General features: G+C 38.7%; 18 protein-coding genes. 13 read left to right on the top strand and 5 right to left on the bottom strand.

All coding sequences use genetic code 11. The features are described 5' to 3' along the window. Positions 1 to 231 precede the first annotated feature (231 nt). The 3 genes from BW976_RS27460 to BW976_RS27450 are packed head-to-tail and all read left to right on the top strand — an operon-like array spanning position 232 to position 2225. Positions 232 to 534 carry an acyltransferase gene (locus BW976_RS27460; protein WP_245834795.1) on the top strand — a complete coding sequence of 101 codons (303 nt, stop codon included), beginning with the start codon at positions 232 to 234 and terminating at the stop codon, positions 532 to 534. A gap of 12 nt (positions 535 to 546) precedes the next feature. Continuing rightward, on the top strand, positions 547 to 1734 hold the full coding sequence (locus BW976_RS27455) for an NAD(P)-dependent alcohol dehydrogenase (protein WP_076378651.1): 1188 nt from the start codon (positions 547 to 549) through the stop codon (positions 1732 to 1734). Between the two features lie 11 nt (positions 1735 to 1745). Then, positions 1746 to 2225 carry a cyclophilin-like fold protein gene (locus tag BW976_RS27450; protein WP_076378649.1) on the top strand — a complete coding sequence of 160 codons (480 nt, stop codon included), beginning with the start codon at positions 1746 to 1748 and terminating at the stop codon, positions 2223 to 2225. Between the two features lie 240 nt (positions 2226 to 2465). Here the strand turns inward: BW976_RS27450 and BW976_RS29620 are convergent, their stop codons facing one another. Together BW976_RS29620 and BW976_RS27445 are read right to left on the bottom strand one after the other, a co-directional pair. After that, positions 2466 to 2639: a hypothetical protein gene (locus tag BW976_RS29620; protein ID WP_175614193.1), complete on the bottom strand. Its 174-nt coding sequence runs from the start codon at positions 2637 to 2639 to the stop codon at positions 2466 to 2468. An 87-nt stretch (positions 2640 to 2726) separates the two neighbouring features. Then, positions 2727 to 3995, bottom strand: a complete 1269-nt coding sequence (locus BW976_RS27445) for an Hsp70 family protein (protein WP_076378647.1) — start codon at positions 3993 to 3995, stop codon at positions 2727 to 2729. A 670-nt stretch (positions 3996 to 4665) separates the two neighbouring features. Here BW976_RS27445 and BW976_RS27440 point away from each other — a divergent pair. Continuing rightward, a complete protein-coding gene (locus BW976_RS27440) occupies positions 4666 to 5055 on the top strand; it encodes a globin domain-containing protein (protein WP_139332449.1) in 390 nt (129 codons plus the stop codon). 248 nt (positions 5056 to 5303) lie between these two features. On the opposite strand, the gene BW976_RS27435 is transcribed toward BW976_RS27440, so the two are convergent. Beyond that, positions 5304 to 6218, bottom strand: a complete 915-nt coding sequence (locus BW976_RS27435; RefSeq protein ID WP_076378645.1) for an AraC family transcriptional regulator — start codon at positions 6216 to 6218, stop codon at positions 5304 to 5306. Positions 6219 to 6315: 97 nt separating this feature from the next. Here BW976_RS27435 and BW976_RS27430 point away from each other — a divergent pair, with 97 nt between their 5' ends. The 6 genes from BW976_RS27430 (at position 6316) to BW976_RS27405 (ending at position 13541) form a co-directional block, all read left to right on the top strand. Then, a complete protein-coding gene (locus BW976_RS27430; RefSeq protein ID WP_076378643.1) occupies positions 6316 to 6681 on the top strand; it encodes a nuclear transport factor 2 family protein in 366 nt (121 codons plus the stop codon). Positions 6682 to 7324: 643 nt separating this feature from the next. After that, the gene (locus BW976_RS27425) at positions 7325 to 7564 is read left to right on the top strand and encodes a hypothetical protein (protein ID WP_139332448.1); all 240 of its coding nucleotides are present in this window, start codon (positions 7325 to 7327) and stop codon (positions 7562 to 7564) included. Positions 7565 to 8215: 651 nt separating this feature from the next. Next, positions 8216 to 8401, top strand: coding sequence for a hypothetical protein (locus BW976_RS27420; protein ID WP_076378639.1), 186 nt, complete (start codon positions 8216 to 8218; stop codon positions 8399 to 8401). 450 nt (positions 8402 to 8851) lie between these two features. Further along, a complete protein-coding gene (locus BW976_RS27415; RefSeq protein ID WP_139332447.1) occupies positions 8852 to 11470 on the top strand; it encodes a carboxypeptidase-like regulatory domain-containing protein in 2619 nt (872 codons plus the stop codon). A gap of 100 nt (positions 11471 to 11570) precedes the next feature. Then, positions 11571 to 12257, top strand: coding sequence for a hypothetical protein (locus BW976_RS27410; RefSeq protein ID WP_076378635.1), 687 nt, complete (start codon positions 11571 to 11573; stop codon positions 12255 to 12257). A gap of 237 nt (positions 12258 to 12494) precedes the next feature. Continuing rightward, the gene (locus BW976_RS27405) at positions 12495 to 13541 is read left to right on the top strand and encodes a glycosyltransferase family 61 protein (protein WP_076378633.1); all 1047 of its coding nucleotides are present in this window, start codon (positions 12495 to 12497) and stop codon (positions 13539 to 13541) included. Positions 13542 to 13563: 22 nt separating this feature from the next. Here the strand turns inward: BW976_RS27405 and BW976_RS27400 are convergent, their stop codons facing one another. Together BW976_RS27400 and BW976_RS27395 are read right to left on the bottom strand one after the other, a co-directional pair. Next, the gene (locus BW976_RS27400) at positions 13564 to 14313 is read right to left on the bottom strand and encodes a sugar phosphate nucleotidyltransferase (RefSeq protein WP_076378631.1); all 750 of its coding nucleotides are present in this window, start codon (positions 14311 to 14313) and stop codon (positions 13564 to 13566) included. A 36-nt stretch (positions 14314 to 14349) separates the two neighbouring features. Then, positions 14350 to 15387 (bottom strand): glycosyltransferase family 61 protein, encoded by a 1038-nt coding sequence (locus BW976_RS27395; protein ID WP_076378629.1) that lies wholly within the window; start codon positions 15385 to 15387, stop codon positions 14350 to 14352. Positions 15388 to 15540: 153 nt separating this feature from the next. Between BW976_RS27395 and BW976_RS27390 the strand changes: the two genes are divergently transcribed. From BW976_RS27390 to BW976_RS27380, 3 genes are all read left to right on the top strand, one after another. Next, complete coding sequence (locus BW976_RS27390) at positions 15541 to 16611, top strand: glycosyltransferase family 4 protein (RefSeq protein ID WP_076378627.1); 1071 nt, start codon at positions 15541 to 15543, stop codon at positions 16609 to 16611. A 355-nt stretch (positions 16612 to 16966) separates the two neighbouring features. After that, on the top strand, positions 16967 to 17830 hold the full coding sequence (locus BW976_RS27385; protein WP_076378625.1) for a DUF6625 family protein: 864 nt from the start codon (positions 16967 to 16969) through the stop codon (positions 17828 to 17830). After that, positions 17820 to 19594, top strand: a 1775-nt coding sequence (locus BW976_RS27380; RefSeq protein WP_076378623.1) for a peptidase domain-containing ABC transporter, incomplete at its 3' end; no start/stop codon positions are given. The genes BW976_RS27385 and BW976_RS27380, both read left to right, overlap by 11 nt.

Raw genomic sequence — 19594 nt, 5'->3', positions numbered from 1 at the left:
AAATAAAACCGTAACCGGTATAAAGTAATTGCGGTCACCTCTCCCGAAGTTTGCATTATCAATTCTCAAAAGAGATTTTATACTGCTAAATAAAATTATAAATGGAGCGACCAGATATTTTTAACAGGCTAAAATCAGGTGAGCTTATCCGATTAAGCGATCCTGAATTTCCGAAGATCGATGAAATCGTGAACCACACGATACGGCTCTCGGCTCGGCTTAATTCGACAGGTGACATACAGCAATTACGCCAGATACTTATTGAAATTACCGGTAGTGCTGATCGGTCCGAAGGTTAACCTGATTACAGAAAATCATCCAGCTGACCCGATTGACAGGCGGGCTTTAATTACCAAGCCAATCCTCATTAAACGAAATGCCTGGCTGGGGGCAAATTGTACCATTTTACCTGGAGTTACTGTAGGCGAGAATTCTATTGTAGCTGCGGGCGCAGTGGTATCTAAAGACGTACCCGACAATACTGTTGTAGGCGGCATCCCTGCAAAGTTCATTAAATTGATAATAACGAACTAATGATACATTACCATGGAAGACAACAGCAATAAGCAACCATCAAGAAGAAGATTCATCCGGCAAACTGCATTGACAGGTACAGGTATAATACTTGCCAAACCGTTACATCTTTTGGCCGAAACAGGCTACTCAGAGTTGGTTAGTCCAAACATCAAATCAAGAGGTTATGCAGGTACAGATGTTCAGGGGAAATTAACGCCCTGGGCATTTGAGCGCAGGGCCGTTGGCGATAACGATATTCTGATCGAGATAAAATATTCCGGTATCTGCCATTCGGATATCCATACCATCAAAGGACATTGGGGAGAACAGCAGTATCCGCAGGTTCCGGGCCATGAGGTCGCAGGCATCGTGACAGCAACGGGAAAAAACGTGACCCAATTCAAGGTTGGCGACAAAGCAGGCGTTGGCTGCATGGTAAGCAGCTGCATGAAATGCGATAGCTGCAAAAATGGAGAAGAACACCATTGTGAAACAACCGGAATGGTAGGTACCTATGGTACGCCGGAAGCTTCTTCACCTACTGGGATCACACAAGGCGGCTATTCAAATAATATTGTGGTTACCGAACATTTTGCCATAAAAATACCGGCAGATATTGACCTGAGTTATGCCGCGCCTTTGCTTTGTGCTGGTATTACTACCTATTCGCCCCTAATTAAGGCCAAATTCAAAAAAGGCGATAAAATAGGCATTGTTGGGATTGGTGGCCTGGGGCATATGGCTATTAAACTCGCGGTCTCCAAGGGCGCAGAAGTTTATGCGTTCACAACTTCTGACAGTAAAAGGGCAGATATCCTTTCTTTCGGGGCCAAAGAAGTGATAGTTGTTAAAAACGCCGCTGATTTGAAACCCTGGTTTGGCAAATTGGATTACATGATTTCCACCGTTCCGTATGCCTACGATATATCGAATTACATATCTTGTGTAAAACCATATGGAAGCTTTACGCAGGTCGGCCAACCGATCAACGGGGAACTGACTATCAATAATTTCAATATGATCTTTAACCGTGTCAATTTTAACGGGTCATTGATCGGTGGAATCCCTGAAACACAGGAGATAATGGATTACTGCGCGGCAAACAAGATTTATCCGAAAATTCAAATCATTAAAGCGGAAGAAATAAATTCTGCCTGGGACAGGGTTGTCAATAAAGAAGCCCGTTATCGTTATGTAATTGATGCATCTACCATTTAAAACTTATTTAAATGAAATCCTTCAATCGTAAATATTCATCTTTGCTTCTTTTAATCATAGCCAGCGCATTAATATTCACCTCATTTTCCTGCGCGAAAGAAAAGAACGAAGAGGCCGTAACAAGCAGCGACACCTTAACCAGCCATAAAATGATCATCAAGGTAAATTCACAAACTTTCACCGCAACACTTTTAGACAACAAAACTACACAGGCTTTTAAACTACTGCTGCCTATGACCATCCATATGACGGAGTTGAACGGCAATGAGAAATATTTTGATCTCCCTCAACCGTTGCCAACGCAAGGCTCTAATCCTGGAAATATAAAGAATGGCGATATTATGTTATACGGGTCTAAAACGCTGGTATTGTTTTACAAAACCTTTCCAACATCATACGATTATACAAAAGTTGGCACAGTAGATAATATAGATGACTACGCTGTCGCACTAGGCACTGGAAATATAACAGTCGCATTCGAAATGGATTGAAGAAACCGCCTGTGATTTTAAGTAACATATTGAAAGGGCAGTTAACGCCAATTAATCCGTGTAAGCGGAGGTTGTTTAATAAATATGTTCGAGAGAAAAGCTAATACTAAAAAGTAACAGTTGTTAAAAAACAATACAGATCTTAAAAAAAATGGCATTAACGTGGGGCGAAACAGAAGTCAAGCCTGCTGCTCTGATAAAAACTCATTCATCTGGGTATCGTTTTAAAGGTGATCCAAGCTAAATCTTATGCGGATCGCCTAATGGGTTTTCAGCCTGTTTAAATAAGTAGGCTTCACCTTCCGATAATTTAGCAGGGGTACGCGCATCAGGTATAGGCGTATTGGTGCCATCATTCAAGGGTGACACTTTAACAGCTATTCTTTTTCTTTTCGGTTTATTAGTATCTTTCATGCTAATATAAGCATCCAATGAATTTATTGTTTGAGTTCATTGGCTTGATCGGACTGGTTTGGTCCTTATCGACTTTTTAAATTATTGCTAATCCCCAAACAGGTAACCACTGTAGGCCAGGCCCTTTGCTACGCTTTTGAAGTTGTCTCCCGAATTTAGGCTAACATGAGGAAATCTTTTTTTGAAGAGTTTTTGAATACTACCAACCATAGAAGTACCACCAGTTAAAAATAGACTATCGATATTTTTAGGCTCGATACCATTTTTTAGCATAAATTCATCGAGATAATTTGAAATTCTGGTCACGTCTTTTTCTATGATCTTTTCGTAATCCGGCAGGTCTATTTTTTCATCAATACTAATATCCATTTTGTGATAGCTGAATTTTGCACTATCAGCATTTGAAAGCGTAATTTTTGTTTCTTCTATGGATTGAAATACCGAATAACCCAAATTATTTTCAATCAGCGTGATCAGATTTTTAAATTGAGGGTCATTGCCCGAAAAATAGTAGTAATCTTCGATGTCTTTTTTAATGCGCAGACCATTAAAGAAATTGATTTGTTCCCACGAGCAGATGTTCGCAAAAAGTGATTTTGGCACGGTTAATATCTTACCTGGTGTAGCCTCATATTGGGTGTTCTTACCGAAATATGGCGTGCCCTTTTCCCACATAAAGGCGGAATCGAAACTATCTCCGCCTAGATAGATCCCGCCATTGGCCATCATGTCGTTCTTCCTGTCTTTGCCCCCGACTTTTTTAGGGTCAAGCACCAGGTAGGTGAAATCTGTAGTACCTCCGCCAAGGTCAGCTACCAATACATTTTCCTTTTTTAGGAGGCTTCTTTCATAAGCAAAGGCTGCTCCGATAGGCTCAAATTGAAACCTGACATCCACAAAACCCGCGATTTCTGCCGCTTTATTTAATCGCGTTTGTGCTAACGTATCTTTCTTTACATCGTCGTCGTCAAAAAAAACCGGTCTGCCAATTATGGCTTTTCGACATTCTTGCCCGATTAATTGATCCGCGCGATCTCTCAGGTCCTTTAAAATAATAGCCACCAGATCAGAGGCATTGTACTTCTTATTATGAATCCGGGTTTCGGTGAAACTACTCCTTGATAGTATTTGTTTAATAGACTTGATAAAACGCCCCTTCATATTATCTTTAAGGTAGGCACTGATTGCTTCTTCGCCAACAACATAATTGGAGGCATCTACTGTACCTGGCCGATGATAGAAATAAATGAGCGAGGGAATAATAATGGTGCTATGGATTTCTTTCGTTTCTTCATCGTAAATAGCCAGGGCCGAGTTGGTTGTTCCAAAATCAATTCCGTATAAAAACTTCTTCATACCAAGGGAGATAAAACAGTAAAAAATTGAAGGGCGGCGAAAGTATCAAAAAATAGCTTCCTAAGGAAATAGATATTTAATTTTTGATGAGTTTTTTTAGAATTAGATCTTTTAAGCTGATAGGCTTATGGAATAAGCGGATATGTCAAAGGACTCTGAGAAATTTAGTTTGCCGCCTACACTGACAAAAAAACACTCATCAGGATTCCCATTAGTGATAATGTCCTGGAGATCCGGAGATATGGTTGGATAATCTTAAGCTGGATGATTTTGCTTTTGATGGGCAGGGAAGCCTTACGCTACTACACATATTTACAACAGTGTGATTAAAATAAGCCCGACAAAGCAAAATTACCATAATTGCCGAAACAGGACAAGGAGTAGCCGGGTTAACAGCTGTCACTTTCGGAAAGACTCCGCAAGATGCCAATTATATTTATGTAACTACCAACGGCGGCATGTCTTTACTGCTTTCCAGTGGAATTGAAAATGGTAGAATTGTGAAAATAAAGGTAAATTAGGCTAAAATAAAATCAGTACAGATGGAAAATAAAAAGGAAATTCCCAGCCCTTCTGCATGGGCCTGAGGCGTAGGTGTTTTTGAGAAACTTACTGATGTATTTTATGGAAAGGTTTTAAAAGACGATCTTTTGGACCTATATTCAGACATATGTCACCTGAACATTCCCGTCATGTGGCACATTTTTTAGTTGAAGTATTAAAAGGGCCGAAGTTGTATAGTGAGCAATATGGAGAGGATGCCTTGAGTCATATGGTAGGCAAGCATATCGGAAAGCATTTAACGGAGCTGCAGCGCAAACGATGGGCGGATTTGTTACTGGCAAGCGCTGACGAAATTGGAATGCCGGCCGATCCTGAGTTTCGGTCAACTTTTGTTGGACATATTGAATGGGGTAGCAGGGTTGCGCTGATCAATTCACAATTGGGTGAAAATCCAGTCAATCAAAATCATCATATCCCCGCCTGGGGTTGGGGAGAAGTTAAAGGTCCTTATGAAATCGTTGGGTCATTATTTGAACATAAACCCGATGAAGAGTAGCAAAATATTGTAAGTACATCATGCTTGAATAATGCATCAATGGTAAATTGTGACTACACATTGATGAAAAAATATTTGCTTATTTTGGCTTGATGCAACCAATAACCCTTTCTAAATCTCAGGCCAGGCAGATCATCCTGGAGACTGCCGTACTGGCCAGGCGGGCGTAGTTTGGGACAGGCATCGGAGCTTTTTGCGTGTTAATTATGTTAGAAATTAGTGATGAATAAAGACCTCGTGCGAAAAAATTACTTGAAAAAAGTACTTCTTCTGTACACTGCGGGAGTTTGCCCCGTTTTTGATTTAAATATCCGGTTAAAAGCTGCTTCCGACTGATAACCGACGTTTGCTGCAATTTCGGATATATTGCTGTTACCTGTCACTAATAGTTTTTGGGCTTGTCTGATGCGCCAGTTGGTAAGGTAACTCAACGGTGTTTCATGCACTAATTTTTTAAACTGATTAAAGAAAACAGAACGTGACATGCCAATCTCTGATGCAAGAGATTCCAGCGTCCAGTGTTTTTGGGGTGAATCCTGTATCAGCTTTAGCGCCTTGCTAATCCTTGGTTCGTTTAATGCGGAAAGAAAACCACTGTCGGGCACAGCCTGTTCTAAATATGCCCTGATGATATTAATAAACATAATTTCCGACAAACATTTTAGCATTACACTGCTTCCCGGCCTTTCGTTATTGAGTTCTTCCAGCATTAATTGTGTAACTTGCTTTAGTAACAGCTGGTTTTCTGTCACATATTGCCTGATATGGATAATTGGGGGCAAATCTTTTAAAAAAGGATGCAAGGGCTGGTAATCAAATTCAAAATGACCCGCTATAAGGATAGTTACGTCATCGCCGCCGCTAAAAATAGGAATTCCCGCCCTGCGGGCCTTAACAAACTCAGGCGACGGTATGCGTAAACTGGTAGATTTATCTGCTATCCAGTGGGCACTTCCGTGAGGCACAAATACCAGATCGCCCTCCTCCAATTCTATAATACGACCATCAGGCGAGCCAACAGTACAACTGCCACTCACCAGCCGCCAGAATTGTGAATTTTCGTCCTTAATAACATCCAAGCCCCATGGAGCCTTAAGGGGAAATTTGCTATAAACTACACTTCTCAGTCTGGTTGCCTCCAATACGGTGCTTAAAGCGTCCATTTTTATAGATTGATACGATTAAGCAAATTTAAAACACTTTTTGGTGCTTTTAGTATTAAAACACAGGATAGCTTTGTATTATTAAATAATCAAAAAAATGACAACTCAAGAATTAGCTAATTGCTACTATGATCTTTTTCAACAAAGGCAGGTGACAGAAATTTATCAACAGTTTTATAGTGCCGACATTGTTTGTACCGAACCTGAACATGCTTTGGCAATGGGTGTGCCTACCCTAACGAAGGGTATTGAAGCGGTTTTAGCAAAATCGAAAGCCAGACAGGAAATTATAGCAGAAGTACACAGCTTCTTCTGCAGCGAACCGGTAGTTGGAGGCAACTACTTTAGCGTGGCCATGGGTAGGGACATGACTTTAAAAAATGGTCAGCGGTTACAGTTGGCAGAAATTGCAGTTTTTTGCGTAAAGGACGATAAGATAATATCTGAAACCTTTTTTTATTAACCCAATTTGAACTGTTTGAACGAAAACTGGTATTACAAATTGATTTGCAATTCTTTATGGAGATATATTGTGTAACTCGGAAAGAAACCTGTGTATATTATTGTGCCTCGCATAATTCTTTTTACTAAGCCGCTAAGCCCAAAAAGCCTCTAATCTGTCGATTAAAGGCTTTTTCATTTACTTTGAGTAGCCCGTAGGGGAAGCTTCTCGAACCCCTTCTTGGATGATTTACGACTATTAGCCGCTTTTTAATTTGAGGCAATTCTCTCTATGTCAAATACATGCATTAATTTAAGTTCCTTAATAAATCTTGTCACTACTTAACATAATATCAAAATGAGAGTGTCTATTTTTAAATCGGTTGGCTAAAAACTTCTTTTCTTTTGTAAAGAAAAGAAGCAAAAGAAACGGACAAATCGTTGTTTGGGGAATTGTGCTTATGAAATTGGGAGAAGTGAGGGAGCTATCAGAATTTTGACTCCTTAAATAAATGTGAACCAATTATCCCTTCAGTTTTCCATAATATGCACTGTTGTTTGTTATCTATATAGATTTCTTTGCCACAGTCGCATTCGATATGGTAATCGTCATCTGGAGATTGGTGTTACTGACCGCATTCATAAATGATATGATTTGTATTACAATGGCTACAACAACCAATGCGAACTTCCACACTATTCTTATGATTGATCGCGTCCACTTCCTCTTTGCTCATTTGAAACTCCGGTTGCGCAAAAAGTGGCAATTGTTTGGGGTTGAACAATACGCGTTCGACCCAATCCGGCAAGATTTTGAAGGTTTCGTATTCAACTGTGGCCAGACCGATGCGTTCCCCGTAGCAGGAGGCGAGGCAAGGAAAGTGGCTTTCTTCATACCTGAATAGGCATTAATCTCCTCATCGATCTCTGCGCTTAGATTAAGTGCTCTAGCGATATTTAATTCAAATGTAATGTCAGCTTTTTTAAGATGAGGTGCCAGTGGAGATTCTGAGAGCGTTGGTCAAGCGGTTCCGTGCGCTTTGGAGCACCGAGTTGTGTAGTCAGTTAGGTAAATCGCAATTGATAATAAACAAATTAAGATGGTCAAAGTATTACGGATCAACTGTATGCTATTTCCGGAATGAGATGGTTAATAGCTTCGGAATATCCAGTAGCGAAGCTGAGATTTTTTTACCCATGATAAATAAGTTGGGACTATATCATTATATAATTGGTTAAAGTTCAGATTTTAAATGTAGGGCTAAATATAGAGTAAATTTATATTTCATTTGATTAATAGATAGTTTATAATTACATTAGTTCTAACAATTTTAAACACGTATTCACTATTAAACTTTCAGGAGGTCTATTTTATAAGCTGATATTTATGTTAACTATATGTACTTATGTGCCTTTTTCTGTATGGAAACTAGTTAAACAATTAGCGGTTGGATCTAAAATACAAACTCTGACCGATGTTTTAAGATGCATAAATCTTCTACGCGCGCCGTTTGTTACGTGATAACTAAACTAATTTTTTACTTGGATTTAATTTTATGAAAACAAAAAAAATGAGTTTTGCAAACATTAAAAATGTACTCAGCAAAATTGAAATGAAAAAAATCATGGCTGGTAGTTCTGGTGGTGGTGGTGGCGGTAGTGGCGGTTATCAATATTGCCCTAATAATAATTCTGGGGCGGGTGGTTTTTGTTGGAGTAACACCGGAGCATCTTGCTGTTAAATTATAATATATGGAATAATGGAGAGAGGTTTTTCTCCATTATTCCATGTCCTTAGATAGCTAATAAGGTTTATTAAAAAGTGAGCAATGGAGTTACATAAAAAATTCCCATTGTTGAATTTATTTAGCTAAAATAATTTACCGTTTTAGCATTTTATTACGATTTCATTCTTAAATAGGAAAGATCTTGAAGTTTAAGAAATTGAATTATTAAAAATTTATACAAACTATAGACAAGTTTGCCTGTAAAACTGAAGTTAGGCATTAATCAGCCTTAATATAAAAGCTCAATTTCATATCTCAGTAGATGCTCTCGTAACATAATAATAGAAAAATTTATAATTATCAATTAATTGTCACGATGACAATTAATTGAGGAGCAAATGGTTAGTTCATGTAATTGGCATTGAAATTTATTTAATGTGGTTGTTTAATTTGTAAACTATGAGGTTGAAGTATTTATGTTTTATTAACATTCAATATAGTTTATTTTTCTTGTTTTTATTTTCGTTGCAATTAAGATCTTATGGACAATCTGCAGTTTTAACCGAAAAGTTATTAAAGTTCAAAGAATATGAAGATACTATCTCCCATAATTTTCCAGCTGAAAAATTATATATACAGTTAGATAAGCCAAACTATGCCGTTGGGGATACCGTATGGTTCAAAGCCTATCTTTTTCATGCTCCTACGCTGGCGCTGTCAGCTAAAAGTGGAATCATTTATGTTGATATAATTAATAATAAGACCAAAGAGTTTAGGCAATTTCGGTTACCCGTTAAGCAAGGCTTATGTATTGGAGACATTGCTCTAAATGATTTCGAGTCTGGTAATTATACTCTCCGTGCTTTTACAACCTGGATGCGCAACTTTGGATCGGATTGTTTTTTTTATAAGCGATTATTTATTGCGGATGACAAAATAATAAATCCTAAATTATTAAATGTAGTTGATAGACAGTCACCTAAAAATTCGGATAAAAAAGAAGGTGCCAAATTTAGTGAGGATATTTTGAGTACAGATGTTCAATTTTTACCGGAAGGAGGAAGCTTAATATCTGGTCAACGATCACATATTGGATTTAAAGCTTTGGGCGTAGATGGAAAAGGGGTTGATATATCGGGAGTAATAATAGATAGTAGAAACAAAGAAATTCTTAGTTTCTTTTCACAGCACCTTGGTATGGGGAGTTTTGATATGGATGTTAAGCCTGGAGAGCATTATCGCGCAAGAGTAAAACTACCTGGTGATATTGTAAAAGAATATTCATTTTGTAAAGTAACGGACTCCGGAACAATGTTAAGAATTGATAACATTACTAACCAAGATTCTATTGGTATTTCAATTGCCGCAACTGATGACATAATAAAAAACGGCAATAGTTATTTTTTAATAGGGAAGGCAAGAAATGTTATATGCTACGCGGCTCTATTGAGTTTTAGAAAGGGAGTACTTAGAAAGTACATATCAAAAAACTTGTTTCCGACGGGTATTGCACATTTGATACTCATGAATACAAATGGTCATCCCGTTAATGAAAGATTAGTATTTATCGAGAAACTGGATAATCTTAATATTCGTCTATCGACAGATAAAAAAAAATATTCTTCCCATGATAGTGTTTCTTTGCAAATTTTAGTTACCGATAAAGAAAATAAACCAATTGTAGGAAATTTTTCATTGTCAATAACTGATAATGAAAAAGTAAATATTGACACACTTCAAGATAATATAGTTACACACATCTTTTTGGCTTCTGAACTTGCTGGTAACTTAGAACAACCTGAGTATTATTTTAAAGATGCCACTAAAAATAAAATAGACTTGGATAACCTATTACTTACCCAAGGTTGGGTAAGTTATGATTTTCCGAAAAATAAAAATCAAATGGTTTATTTACCAGAGGATAATTTTTCTGTAAAAGGTAAGGTCTTACGTGGCACGAAAGAGCCTGTTATTGGTGCCAGTGTTACTCTATTGTCAAGCACTCCGCCCGTGTTATTAAGAGATACTTTTACGAATCATGTTGGGCATTTTAGTTTTGAGAACCTTCCTACTATAGAGAATCCTCTTTTTATACTTCAAGCTAATGACCGTCATAATAAAAATCTTAACGAGGAAATCGTAATGGACGACATGCCTCCTCCAAGAATTAATGTGCCTAAACCAATTAACCTAGATGGTATCCCTCCTGATACTGCATTAATAACTGTAGCTAGAAACAACAGAATGCTAAGCGATCTGTCACTTTTGGGAGTAAACGGACATATGCTTAAAGAGGTTAAAATAAAAGCAAAAATGATTGTGAAAGGCTCACAAAACCTAAATGGTCCAGGAAATGCAGATATAGTTCTAAATGAATTAGATATAGAAAAAGAAGGTAAGACAAGTCTATTAAATATACTAAGTAAAAAAATTAAAGGATTTAGAGAAGGTACATTTGTTGGAAAATCAGTTGAAAATATAAAATTATGGAGCTTCCTTCATGATGCGAATAATATCCCAGAAAAGTTCCAAGTAAATGGTATTCTAAATATGCCATGGTATTTTGTAAATGATAAGCCGATTAAACTTGTTGTTGACGGAATATCAATTGGATTGATAAATTATAACATTAGTTTTCTGGATATAACAAATTATTTAAGATCCCTGAACGCAGAAGATATTAAAGGAATAGAAGTTAATTCTTCATCAAAGTTTACCCAAAGATATATTGGAACAGCACAGGTATCGCCAGCAGAGGTTGGGTACATAGAAATAACAACTCGTTCAGGACACGGTCCTATTTTAAATAATACTCCTGGTGTATTTTTTTACAAACCATTAAAATTAAGTCAGGCAAAATTTTTTTACAAACCACGTTATACACAAATAAATACTATACACACGTTACCTGATTTACGTTCAACATTAGACTGGGAACCGAATATAATGACCGGTTTGGATGGTAAAGCCACAATAAGTTTTTACTGTGGAGACAAAAAAAACATGTATAATATTTTAATAGAAGGGACGGATTTAAACTCTGGTTTAGGTTTTAAGTATGGGAAAATTATAGTTTCAGAATAAATTACCGCGTTGTTAATTAAAAAATGGTAGTAGAAATAGATGAAAAAACTACTGCTTATAACTGATGTAAGTTTGGGGGGAGATGTGCTCTGGTAATAGAATGCGTATTGCTTCGTTAATTGGGTATCTTCAACACCATGTGCAACTAACAGTGGTGATTACAGGCCCGGCTCCTAACCATATTGAGGAATTTTTGAGGAGGGACTATAAAGCTGAATTCTATGTTCCCGAATATGAGAAATATTTAAATTCTAATGGATATGGGAAACGACTTAAAGCTTTTTTAAAGGATAGGCATTTTGATGCAATCGTTATCGAGTACATTCATAGTAGCTACTTTTTAAATTTTCTTATGAAGAGTGATGCGTTAATTATATTTGATGCTCATGATATTATCAGTGATCGCATTAACGATTTTAAAAAATTCGATTTCCAAGGGGCTTTATTTGAATTAACACGAGAATCTGAATTTGATATGCATAATCTTTACGACTATGTGAAGATGCTTTGTGTGCCAGATTTTGAAAAAATAAAATTGGCAATAGGAGCTAATAAAATATTATTATGTCCACATCCAATCATTCCGTTTAAACATACGACAAGAAAGGACGTTGGAAATATTGTTTTTATCGCAAGTGCATATTTACCCAATAAAGATGCAAGTTATTTTTTTATAAATAACTGTTGGCCAGGTATTTTGTTAAAATATGATGTGAGGTTATCTATTTACGGTACTGTATGTGACGGACTTGTGATAGAAGGAGCACCAAGTTGTGTAGTCAGTTAGGTAAATCGCAATTGATAATAAACAAATTAGGATGGTCAAAGTGTAATGGATCAACTGTATGCTATTTCCGGAATGAGATAGTTAATGGCTTCGGAATACCCACCCTGTCATCCCGGCCGGTGGTTGATCGGTAAATGGGAATTTGCTGGTCGCAATTGGCGATTGAAGTGATATATTATTTATATTTAAAATGCTTTTTTATAAAATCTATTATAGATAAAACGATACTTTTAAACTATGCGCCAGAATATAGTCACCGTATTGCCACCTGTAAATATGATAAAAGAAGACGAGGGTTTGTTCCTGCCGTTTTTGACTTACCGCTTAGCTCCCCTGAAAGTTCGCAGATTGAATAACGCTTTTGTCACACATTCAGGTTTCTGTTTGACGAATAAAGGGTTAGCCAAAGAATGTTATCACGATTACCCCGGTCAACTTTCGGATTATTTAAAGGAAGCGTCAGGTTATTACGAGAACGCCCTGGTAAACCCGCAACAGCTGATTGAACTGGACGATGAACAGACCTACCTGTTGATCCACCATCCTTGGTTTATGTATTATCACTGGATATGCGAATCGCTTTTCCGCCTATGGATGGTGAAAGAACAGTTAGACAGTTTGATTTTATTATTACCGGAAAAATATCAGGGTAGTGAATATGTGCGTGCTTCATTGGAACCTTTTGCTTTAAAGAAAATTTTTTTTATACCCGATCAAAAAAGTGTACTGTTAAATTCGCTGTGTGTGCCTCAGATCAAAACAAAAATGGAAGGATATGACCGTGTGGCTTTGAAAGAGGTCAGCTCATTCTACCGGAGACATGTATCTGATAAAAAAAGGCTAAACACGAATTTTGGAGAACGTATATATGTCAGCCGGAGAAAAGCCGGCAGACGGCATGTGATCAATGAGGAAGAGGTGGTAGACATTATGAAGAAGTATGACTTTATCGTGCTTTGTAATGAAGACCACGGATTTTTTGAACAGGTCGCCATTCATGCGCATGCCAGGTATCTAGTGTCGATTCATGGATCAGGACTGACGAATATGCTATTTATGCCGGAAGGGTCCAGCATTCTGGAATTTCATAAGCAGCAAACCACCAGCTACGATTGGCACAGCCAGATTTTTTGGTATATGGCCGACGCTTTGGGGCATCGTTATTTTCACCAGATCTGCCCGCCCGAAGATCCCGCGGCTGATATTTTTGTCGGCAACCTGATTGTAGATACCGTATTGCTGGAACAGAATCTTTTGCAAATGCTTGACGGTAAACTAATTTGAAGAATATATACTAGGCATTTCCCTACCTGTCGTTTGTCATCACCGATATATGATCGATCCTGCCAACATCTTTATACCATCCGTCCTCAAAATAAACGCAGGAGACCTTCAATCCGCTTTTGGCCGCCTGATCAAAGATTTCAGTGACCGATACTCCGGCTTTCAGAGAACCAGAACGCTTATGAAAGAAATCCCAGAATTTTTCTTTCCAAACGGCGATACCCCAGGTGTTGTCAAACAGCGGTATCACCGGCTTCTCCCATATATTCAGTACTTTCTGTTCATTGTTAAACTCTACAGGGGCAAAGTGTGATGCTTCCAGCGTCGGAAAAACACCTAAAATGAGATCGGCTTTCTCCAGTTCTAATTTCTCCAGTAAAATCTCAAACGCATTTGTCGGAGAAAACACCGTGTCAGGCATTGCAAAACAGGTAGTTTCCCCTTTTAACCAGGGATAAGCAGATAAGAGTGCATCTGCAAGTCCGAGCGCTTTGCTGTTATAAAGGTAGGAGATATGATGGCCGAATTGTCTGCCATCCTCCAGATAACGCATGATTTCTGGTTTCCATTCAGGTACAATAATATAGGTTTGGTCTATACCGGCAACTGTAAATGCTTCTAACGCGTATTCAATCAATAACTTGGGGCGGATAAATTCAGTTGTTTTGTCCGGGTGAAAATGAACCGGTAATAGCTCTTTGGGATACCGGAACGGGCGCATTCTAATCGCCATTCCTGCCGCCGGTAATAAGCCATAATGCTTTTTTTTCATATTCGGTTACTATTACTTTTAAATTGACGATAGATATTATTCATCCGCGAAAAGCAAGGCTAAATTGCGGTCCAATAGTTCAGGATCGACAATGAAATTAGCGTTAAAATAGTCGTCTTCAGGATCCGTTGGTATACATATTTGCTGGTAATAATCAAAACCGAGCGCTTCTGCCATATACCAAAATGCTTTGCTATGCCAATCTTTTTCGTTGGTTTGTTCTTTATGAAATTCCAATAGTTTACTGCCGGTTTTCATAAACAGCATATTCGTCAGCCCTGATCCATGAATCGAGACAAGGTACTTCGCGTTAGCATAAATAGCAATTTGTTCCAAAAAGGAATAATCTTCATTATTCAATAAAGTGAAATTATGCTTCAGGAGTATTGGTTCAATTTCATCCTCATTCATCACTTTTTTTCGCTGCGCTTTTTTACGACTGATGTAAATCCGTTCTCCTTTATCAATATTTAATTTTTTAACCCGGTTGACATAGTCTAAATAGAATTGCCTTACCTCTGCCATCATTTTGTAATCGTAAGAATCCACTTTCGCTTTGATCTGTGGCAAGCAGAGATTCCGAACCATCAAGCTATGATACGCTGGTATGTAATAGATATTTTCAAACCGGAAGGGTTCCAGTGTGCCCATGATAAAATCGGAATTTTGGTAATAGTCCGGCAATAGCAATATCATTTTGTCTTTTTTTTTCCTGACCATCCATGCCCGGAAGATGGATTCCATCAGCCAATGGTAATAGTTGTACCAGGGATGGTGGATCAGAAGATAGGTCTGCTCATCGTCCAGTTCAATTAATAGTTCCGGATGATCCTTAACTGCGTAATAGTAGTGCGCAGCCTCATTATGGTAATCGGCGATTTGGTGCGGATGATCGTGATGTGATTCTTTGATGAGCCCCTGGTCATTGAGGCAATAACCGGAATTGGTTACAAAAACGTTGTTAAATGTTTTAACCTTTTGTGGTGACAGCTGGTAGGTTAAAAAAGGCTTAAACAAAGGCAGCTCTTTTGCTGAAATGTTTTTTGGAAGTGAAACAGTGATTTCCTTATTCATAACAAGGTTTAGTTTAGCAGACTTCTTGGGGATTGTCCAGCATAAATATTATAAATTAATTTAACATTTATGCCGACATTTTTATATTTTTATTCAATAAACTACAAACGGATTATTTCCCTTTCAGTTAAACTGTCCGAAATCTAACTCTTCATGAAAAAAATCCTCCTTTTAACGGATGTAAAATTTTGGGAAAAATGTTCCGGAGACCGCATTCGGATAGAGGAGTTAATCAGATTTTTGAGTACAATGGTTAAGTTAACTGTGGTGGCGACTGGTCCTGCACCTTTGGACATTGAACACTTTTTGTCCCTTAATTACGCCGCAGAATTTTTGATTCTGGAGCATAAAAAAATCCTTAGTTCGGCTGGCTATGGTCGGCGACTGCAAAAGCATTTAAAGGACGAGTCATTTGATACGGTCATCATAGAATACGTACACAGCAGCTATTTCTTAAACTACCTGCAATTTGAAGCCCAGATTATTCTGGACGCACACGATATCGTAAGCGAAAGGGGGGCTGAATTTTCGCAATATGGTTTTGCCGGCGCATTGTATGAACTTTCATCCGATGATGAAATGAAGTTATTTAAACTATATGACTATGTAATGCTGCTCTGCAAGCCTGATCAGGAACTGATAAAAAATGTGATTGGCATTGAAAAAGCGCTGTTATGTGCCCATCCTGTGCCCCCAGTCACTCGAAAACTTCGGAAAAAGGCTGAAAAAATCGCATTCGTAGCTAGTGCCTATATACCGAATCGAGATGCGATCAACTGGTTCATCAGAGAATGCTGGCCAGCCATTACCGACCAGCACCAGGTTCAGTTGTTTATTTATGGAACGGTAGGCTACGAATTGGATATCCAGGAAAGAAATGATATTAAGGTAATGGGATTCTGGCCGGACCGGGACAGCATTTATAACGATTCCGATATTATGATCAACCCAGTCAGGTTCGGGGCCGGACTTAAAATTAAAAATATAGAAGCACTAGCCAACGGTCTGCCACTGGTAACCACGACTCATGGGGCAAGAGGGATCGAGTCTGCAATTGATCATGCTTTTCTGGTCGGAGACGGAACAGCCTTTGCTCAGCAATTGAATTTGCTTATAGGTAATTACAAATTGAGAAAAAAACTGGTAGGAAATGCCAGGGCTTATGTAGAGGCAAATTATTCGGCGGAAAACTGTTTCCAATCTTTGCTAAATGCGATTCTTTAACCATTAATGTAAACCGATGAGCTGTAGTGAAAACATCGTACTTTGAATTTTAGATTAATTAAAGATAAAGACATTATCCGTCTATTCCTAAGTAATTATGTGATAATAGCTATTGTATAGTGTGCCATAAATGCATGGCACATTAGATGTTGTTGAAAGACCTCCAGTGATTTAACGTGTTTATACCAGGTAAATTAAAAGCTAGAGATTATAAGTGTTGGCGTTTTTACATATAAAGGTAGGTGTTTTAACGGATTGATGTCGTACCAAAATAATATTACACTTATAAGCGCTTCGTAAAAAAATACATAATTTGCGACGGCGGCCTTGAACCAATTAAAGCCTTACTCGCATTATGCTAAAGGAAAACTACTCTATCGCGTTACTGACCTGCTTTTTTGGTAAACTGCCCTGGTATTTCGCCTATTTTGTACATTCCTGCCGCTATAACCCGGACGTTGATTTTATTGTGGTTACAGATGACACGGAATCCTTGATTCCACTGCCTTCCAATGTGAGGCTGATCCAGAAGACGCTTGATGAGGTCAGTCAGTTGGCCGCTGAACAGCTTGGAATGGAGGTGAATATTACTTACGGCTATAAAATGTGTGATTTCAAACCCGCTTACGGGGTGATATTTGCCAGGTTGCTGAGCTCATATGATTTTTGGGGGCACACCGATCTGGATATTATTTTCGGAAATATCAGGGATTTCCTGAGCAGTGAGCTCCTGGAAAATTATGACTTGATCAGTGTACGGCCAGACTGGCTCACCGGATGCTTTTTGGTTTACCGCAATATCGAGAAGGTTAACCGGTTATATGAGCATAGCAAAGACTACCGAAAAGTGTTTACTGATGAGCGTCATTATTGTTTTGATGAAACCAATTTCTCTCATGACGATTTTTCTGAGGGAAAGGCTTACTACAACATCCATACCGAAGTAGAAAGCATGATGCATGTGGTGAAAAAAATGGAGGCTGCTGGTTATATCAAGCCCCATTTTGACCTCTTTATCATCGAAGGGGTTCCCGGCAAGCTGCACTGGCATGAAGGGCGCTTATATTACCGTAAAAAGTATGAAGTGCTGCTGTATCACCTGATCTATTTAAAAAAGCGATACCAACGAAAGCGGTTAAAAGGAGTCGTCCCGGGTCATTTCCGTATAACACCCAGCCGGATTATTCATTCGAAACCCGAACATATATATGAAATTTAATTTCTATCCCCAACTGGACGCAATGGATTGTGGTCCTGCCTGTCTGAGGATGGCAGCCAAATATTATGGGCGGAATTTTAGTATCAAGACGCTGAGCAAGCTTTGCGGTTTCAGCAGGGAAGGAATCTCCTTACTAGGGCTGAGCGAGGCCTCGGAAAAAATCGGCTTTCGTTCGCTGGGTGTGAAGCTTACTGTAGAACAGTTAAAAGATGCGGAACTTCCAGCCATCCTTTACTGGCGGCAAAATCACTTCGTAGTGTTGTACCGTATCAAGCACCATACTTATTATTTGGCGGACCCCGCCAGGGGATTGATAAGTTATTCTGAAGAGGAGTTTTGCAGTTACTGGTTGAATGATAAACAAAGTCTGGAAGGCATCGCGATGCTCCTCAGTCCTACTCCGGAGTTTTATGAGCAGGAAGAGGAAAAGGAACCGAGAATTCGCTGGGCATTTCTGTTGCGTTACCTGGTTACCTATCGGCAACTGGTTATTCAGCTGTTGTTTGGTCTGGGCATTGGTAGTTTATTGCAGCTTATTATCCCTTTTTTAACCCAGTCCATTGTAGATATAGGAATCAATACCCGCAACCTCAATTTTATTTATATCATACTGTTTGCGCAAACGGCTCTTATCATAGGCCGGGTTAGTGTTGATTTTATACGTTCGTGGATACTGTTGCATATCAGTACACGGGTTAACGTTTCTATACTCACCGATTTCTTGATCAAACTGATGAAACTACCTATGAGTTTTTTTGATACCAAAATGACGGGTGATATCCTGCAACGTATGAGCGACCAAAAAAGGATCGAAAGTTTCTTAACCGGTTCCACATTAAGTACGCTGTTCTCCATGTTTAATCTGCTTGTTTTTTCGATAGTACTGGCTTACTACAATGCAACGATATTTTTTGTATTCGCGGTCAGCAGCGGCCTGTATACTGCATGGATCGTGATTTTTTTAAAACGGCGCAGGGCGCTTAATTACAAAAGTTTTGAAATCTCTGCCAAAAACCAAAGCAGTATTGTACAGCTGATAAGCGGTATGCAGGAAATTAAACTGAACAACTGTGAGCAGCAGAAACGCTGGGAATGGGAGCATATCCAGGCCCGACTATTTAAGTTCAGCGTAAAAACACTGGCGCTTAATCAATATCAGCAAGGTGGAGCAACCTTTATTAACGAGGGCAAAAATATACTGATTACTTTTTTAAGTGCGCAGGCGGTGATTAACGGAAACCTAACGCTCGGGGCTATGGTTGCTGTGCAGTATATTGTTGGTCAGCTAAGTAGTCCCATTGAGCAATTGCTGGGTTTTATTCAGGGTTTTCAGGATGCCAAGATCAGTCTGGAACGTTTGAACGAAATTCATCAGATGGAGGATGAGGAACCTGTAGATAAGGAATGGAGCCATAGCCTGCCCGAAAATAAAAGCTTATCCCTCAGTAATCTTACTTTTCGTTATCCGGGTGCCGGGAACGAGCCTGTATTGGAGAATATAGATATGGTTATTCCCCAGGGTAAAACTACGGCCATAGTGGGTATGAGTGGGAGCGGAAAAACAACCATCTTAAAACTGCTGCTGCGCTTTTATGAACCTCAAAATGGAGATATTAAAGTTGGCGGTCAGCAGATTGGTAATATTGCCTTTAAAACATGGCGAAGTGGTTGCGGTGTAGTGATGCAGGATGGCTTTATTTTTTCCGACACGATAGAACGTAACATTGCCGTAGGCGATGACTATCCGGATAAAGCTAAATTGCG

Source organism: Mucilaginibacter lappiensis, assembly GCF_900155965.1.
GTDB classification, from domain to species: domain Bacteria; phylum Bacteroidota; class Bacteroidia; order Sphingobacteriales; family Sphingobacteriaceae; genus Mucilaginibacter; species Mucilaginibacter lappiensis.
The sequence above is the reverse complement of the archived record's forward strand: the minus strand, read 5'-3'. Positions and strand labels throughout refer to the sequence as shown.